Source organism: Sphingobacteriales bacterium, from assembly GCA_012517435.1.
In the GTDB taxonomy this organism is placed as follows: Bacteria; Bacteroidota; Bacteroidia; order CAILMK01; family JAAYUY01; genus JAAYUY01.
The window spans coordinates 1-4,580 of record JAAYUY010000004.1; the positions used below are offsets into that span (position 1 = coordinate 1).

Genomic DNA, 4,580 nt, shown 5'->3' on the forward strand with positions numbered 1-4,580 from the left:
GATTCCATCGAGTTCGAGCAGGTTTGAAAACATTTTTATTTCATCACCGTTTACCTGTATCCAGCACCTGCCATTTCCTTCATTTGTTGCCGTCTGTATTGAATCAGCCACCCGGGTTCTGAACTCGTTATCATTCTTCCTCACAATCATTCTGTCGATGACGACAAATACTTTCTGTGAAAGAATTTCAGCCTCCAACTTCTGCCCTTTCTGGCCTGTTTCTTTCAGGATATCCTCTATTTCCTTTTCTTCATCTGAACAATAAAGTCGGGTAAATCCTTTCTGGAGAAGCAGGTTTAGTTCATCCTGCAGATTCCTGTCCTTCTGAACTGTAAAAGCAGATAAAATCCTGACTTTAACCCCATCATCATGAGATAAAACATAGTCAGTCATTTCGTCAATGGAATGCCTGTGAACTTCCTGTCCCGAAACGGGGGAATAAATTTTTCCGAAACGGGCAAACAACAGTTTCAGGTAATGATGTATTTCGGTAGCCGTTCCGACAGTTGAACGGCTTGTATTTGTTGATTTTCTTTGTTCAATAGCAATGGCAGGAGGCAATCCTCGGATATAATCAACCAGTGGTTTTTTCATTTTCCCGAGAAACTGTCTGGCATAAGCCGACAAGCTTTCCACATAGCGTCTTCTACCCTCTTCGTAAAGCGTTTCAAAAGCAAGAGAAGATTTTCCTGAACCGGAAACGCCTGTAATGACAATAATCTTCCCGTGAGGAATGGCTAAGTCAATGTTTTTCAGGTTGTTTTGCCTTGCATTTTTTATGATGAGAAATTCCTTCTGGGATAACAGAGAGAAATCTTTTTGAGATAAACTATTTTCAGGAGAATGACTATGCATTAATTCAAAAATAAAATCTGTTGAATGTTTTTAAAAGCCTGCAAAGTTAAGCAGGGTCAAAACGGATTAAAAATAAATCTTAAAGTAAAAAACGAGGATTTTTATTCATACATTTTGAGCAAAATGGCAACAAGAAATCCCATCAGTGTTGAAAAGCCGGTAATGGAAGAATATTTATGATAAGCTTCAGGGAGCATGGTTTCGGCAATCATGGTGAGCATGGCGCCAGCAGCCACACCTTCGAGCAAACCAAACAAACCGTGCATTTCATCGGCTATTCCGGAAAGGAAATAATTGCCTCCAAAGGCAGCGAGACCTGTTACCAGCATCAATGAGCCCCACATCAACACCGTGTTCCAGAATTTTGTTCCCTGCCTGACCATTTCGTAGGAACTGCCGAGAGCTTCGGGATAGTTGGCCAGAAAAAGCCCGGCAATGAGGGGAAGACTTGGCATGCTGTCGGCTGAGGCCATGCTGGTTCCAATGATCAATCCGCCCGGAATGCAGTCGAGCAGGTTGCCCAGCCATATAGCAATACCAGCACCGCTGTGAGCTTCATGTTCCTGTTTGATTTCAGTTTCTGTCGGGGCAAAAACAATGGAATGTACGTTTCTTGAAGCCTGACTTAGCCATTTTTCGGCCTGATCCATTCCGATATGCTTTTTATCTTTCAGGTCAGAAATACGGCTGCTGACCAGTTCGTTCACTGCTGTGGCAATTTTGGGATTTGAATAAAGATGATGATCGAAATGCTCTTTTAAAATAACCCAAGCTCTTACATCGCCTTTGGCAATAGCCGTAGCCGAGCGCGGTTCGCCTGTAACCAGCGACATTTCTCCAAGTACATGATTTTCACTTAATACAGCAATTTCTTTATCGGAAGAAGGATCATAAATACTTACTTCGCCTTCATCAATGATATACAGGCTGTCGCCAGGCTCTCCCTTATGGAAAATGATGTCTCCGTTATGATAATTTTTCTGGACAATAAAAGGAATAATATCATGAACCTCCTCAGGTGGCAACTGACGGAAAAGGTCAACCTTGCTGAGTTTTTCAAAGAGGTATTTATATTGCTTTGCCTTTTTTTCCCGCATATAATTCAATGTAGTCGAAGATTTTCGCAAAAATCCTCCTTTGGAATTGATCAGATAGTTTAGTGTCATAAACAGGATGCTTCCTGAAATACCTCCAGCGGCAAACTGATAGAAGACATGATGTTCCAAAGAACCACCAGCCAATTCGAGGGCAAGGGCAGCCAGAAGGGCACCACTTCCGAAAGCCAGCATAAAGGCCACGAATTTGTCCTTTGGAGCATATACTTTTAAAGTAAGTGAACCTAAGGGCATGGAAACAGCGCTGATAAGCCCGAACATCATTGCGGTCAGTGCAAGACTTATTGACATAATGTAGAATTTAATGAAATTTAAAGGATTTTTTCCGTGTGTAATAATATGAAAAAATTTTTTATAAGCATTTGTCATCTTCAAATCACCATCAATCAGGAGTAAGTTCGCTTAAAATTCAGTATCTTTACGGCTGAAATTATTGACTGAAATTTTTAAAAATCAGCTATTTTCATGGAACTAAAAGAAGCTATTGAACTCAGGGCAAGTGTCAGAAATTTTACCGATGAGCCGGTTTCTGTTGAAGACCTTCGCGAAATGGTCAGACGTGCCGGTTTAGCTCCCTCAGAAAACAATCACCAGCCATGGAAATTCACAGCTATTACCAACAGACAGTTGCTCAGGCAAATGAGGGATATTGTCTCAAAAAAAATTGATGAATTACCGGTCAAAGAATCAAAAAGAGCCTATCTGATAAAATCACAGATGCAGATTTTTGCCACTTTCTTTGAAAAGGCTCCTGTGGTCATTGCGGTATCCCTAACTCCTCAGGAATCCATTCTTGAAAAGGGTTTTAACATTACTCAGGAAGAGCTGAACAAACTGCAGAACTATCCCGACCTGCAGAGTTGTGGCGCAGCTATTCAAAATATTTTGCTTTCTGCTGTTGAAATGGGCTATGGCGCCTGCTGGATGAGTACACCACTGACTGCCCGAGAAGAGCTTGAAAAGATTTTAAACATTAAGAGTCCCTCCTATCTGGCTGCTTTTGTGACCATCGGGAAGCCACTCCATCCTGTTTCACAGTCGAATAAAAAAACGCTGAAAGAAATTTTTGTTTTAAAAGACTGACCTGTCTCTGTAAGAATCAATCATTTCCAGCCAGTTTCCGAGAACCTTAATGCCATGACGGGTAATGATGGATTCCGGATGAAACTGAATACCTTCCACAGGCAGTTTTTTGTGACGAATACCCATGATAATGCCATCTTTTAGTATGGCTGTTACTTCCAGACAGTCAGGCAGGTCAGTATGAGCAACATACCATGAATGATAGCGTCCTGCCCTGAAAACTTCCGGCAGATTTTTAAAAAGAGCAGATGTTGGCTTGCATACATAAATGTTGGATGCTTTACCGTGTAAAGGCCGGGTAAATTGCCTTAAAGAAGCTCCGTAACAGGCTGCAATTGCCTGATGCCCCAGACAAATACCCAGCATAGGGATATTACCCTCCACCTCCCTGAGCAACTCGTTCAGAGCAGGATAATCTGCGGGTAACCCAGGGCCAGGGGATAGGATAATCCCGCTATATTGTTGAATATCAACAGATTTTAACTCATGATACCGGACAATTTCTATTTGACTGCAGCCTGCATAAAGCAGGTATTGACGGATATTGTAGGTAAATGAGTCGTAAAAGTCGATAATAAGAATTTGGTTCTGTTTCGGTTTCTTTGAAGGCATTATCCGTATACTGATGATTATTTAAAGCTAACTATTTAATAAACAGGAAGTTAACTATTTAATTGATATTTCCCGAAATATTCATCAATTTCAGGTCTTAAAGTAATTCCAACCTGTTCAAAAATTTCAAGTAGGTCGAAATAAGTACCTTCTCCTGCAAGAAAATCCCAGAATTCAGCTCCGACTTTTAACTCTTTTTTTAAATCTAACATGCCAGCTAAAGTCCATCTGGAATAAGGTTTAGGTTCGTAGGGATTATAAGGAATAGCAATCAGGGTATTCACTTTTGCATGAGGATTTTCTGCAAGAATACAAGCTGTCCATTCCAGCAAGGTTCTTTTAAATTCTTTAAAAGCACCTTTGTTTGGTTTTGCCGTTTTGAGATCGAAAAGAAAAAGTTCTCCGTCATCGGATTCAAGCCATATATCTACCTGAGTTGGCTTAACATTCCTTAATTCAGGTACCTGACAAACATTTCTGATTTTTTTAACTTCTTCATCTTTATCAGGATTCACATAAGCGGCAACCAAATCATCCATAATCCCCTGAATGACATATTGGGCTTTTTCACTCATTAACTTTCCTGCGTTACAATGAGATTTAACTACTTTAAATTTACCGGAAGCAAGCTCCAGGGCAACAGGTTCAAATATACTGGTAACAAAATTTTTGTTTAATGAATGAATAAATGAAAATAATGCCATTCTATCTTTCCCTAAAAGCCTTGTATGAAATGGCATTGAAGCAGGTTCAGGTTTATAATTGCTTAATTTATTCCTTAAACTTTGAATTAAAATGCTACTGATACGCTCAGATTGTTTTTTTGATAATCCCATTTATTTCCTTTTTAGATGAAAAATCACTTCAGCATAGGCTCCTTTGTCTTTTTCCGTTCTGTTCAGTACAGGTCTTTTA

At 40.0% G+C, this 4,580-nt stretch carries 5 protein-coding genes; 1 reads left to right on the forward strand and 4 read right to left on the reverse strand.

The annotated features are described in order from the left end of the window. Window positions 1-855 (reverse strand): excinuclease ABC subunit A (locus tag GX437_00245; GenBank protein NLJ06076.1); only part of this gene is annotated, 855 nt, incomplete at its 3' end. A 101-nt stretch (window positions 856-956) separates the two neighbouring features. Beyond that, window positions 957-2,261 (reverse strand): cyclic nucleotide-binding domain-containing protein, encoded by a 1,305-nt coding sequence (locus tag GX437_00250; GenBank protein ID NLJ06077.1) that lies wholly within the window; start codon window positions 2,259-2,261, stop codon window positions 957-959. 174 nt (window positions 2,262-2,435) lie between these two features. Here GX437_00250 and GX437_00255 point away from each other — a divergent pair, with 174 nt between their 5' ends. After that, window positions 2,436-3,053, forward strand: coding sequence for a hypothetical protein (locus GX437_00255; protein NLJ06078.1), 618 nt, complete (start codon window positions 2,436-2,438; stop codon window positions 3,051-3,053). On the opposite strand, the gene GX437_00260 is transcribed toward GX437_00255, so the two are convergent. After that, window positions 3,042-3,665, reverse strand: coding sequence for an aminodeoxychorismate/anthranilate synthase component II (locus tag GX437_00260; protein NLJ06079.1), 624 nt, complete (start codon window positions 3,663-3,665; stop codon window positions 3,042-3,044). The two genes, GX437_00255 and GX437_00260, sit on opposite strands and share 12 nt — an antisense overlap. 50 nt (window positions 3,666-3,715) lie before the next feature. Beyond that, window positions 3,716-4,501: a TdeIII family type II restriction endonuclease gene (locus GX437_00265; GenBank protein ID NLJ06080.1), complete on the reverse strand. Its 786-nt coding sequence runs from the start codon at window positions 4,499-4,501 to the stop codon at window positions 3,716-3,718. Window positions 4,502-4,580: the final 79 nt, after the last annotated feature.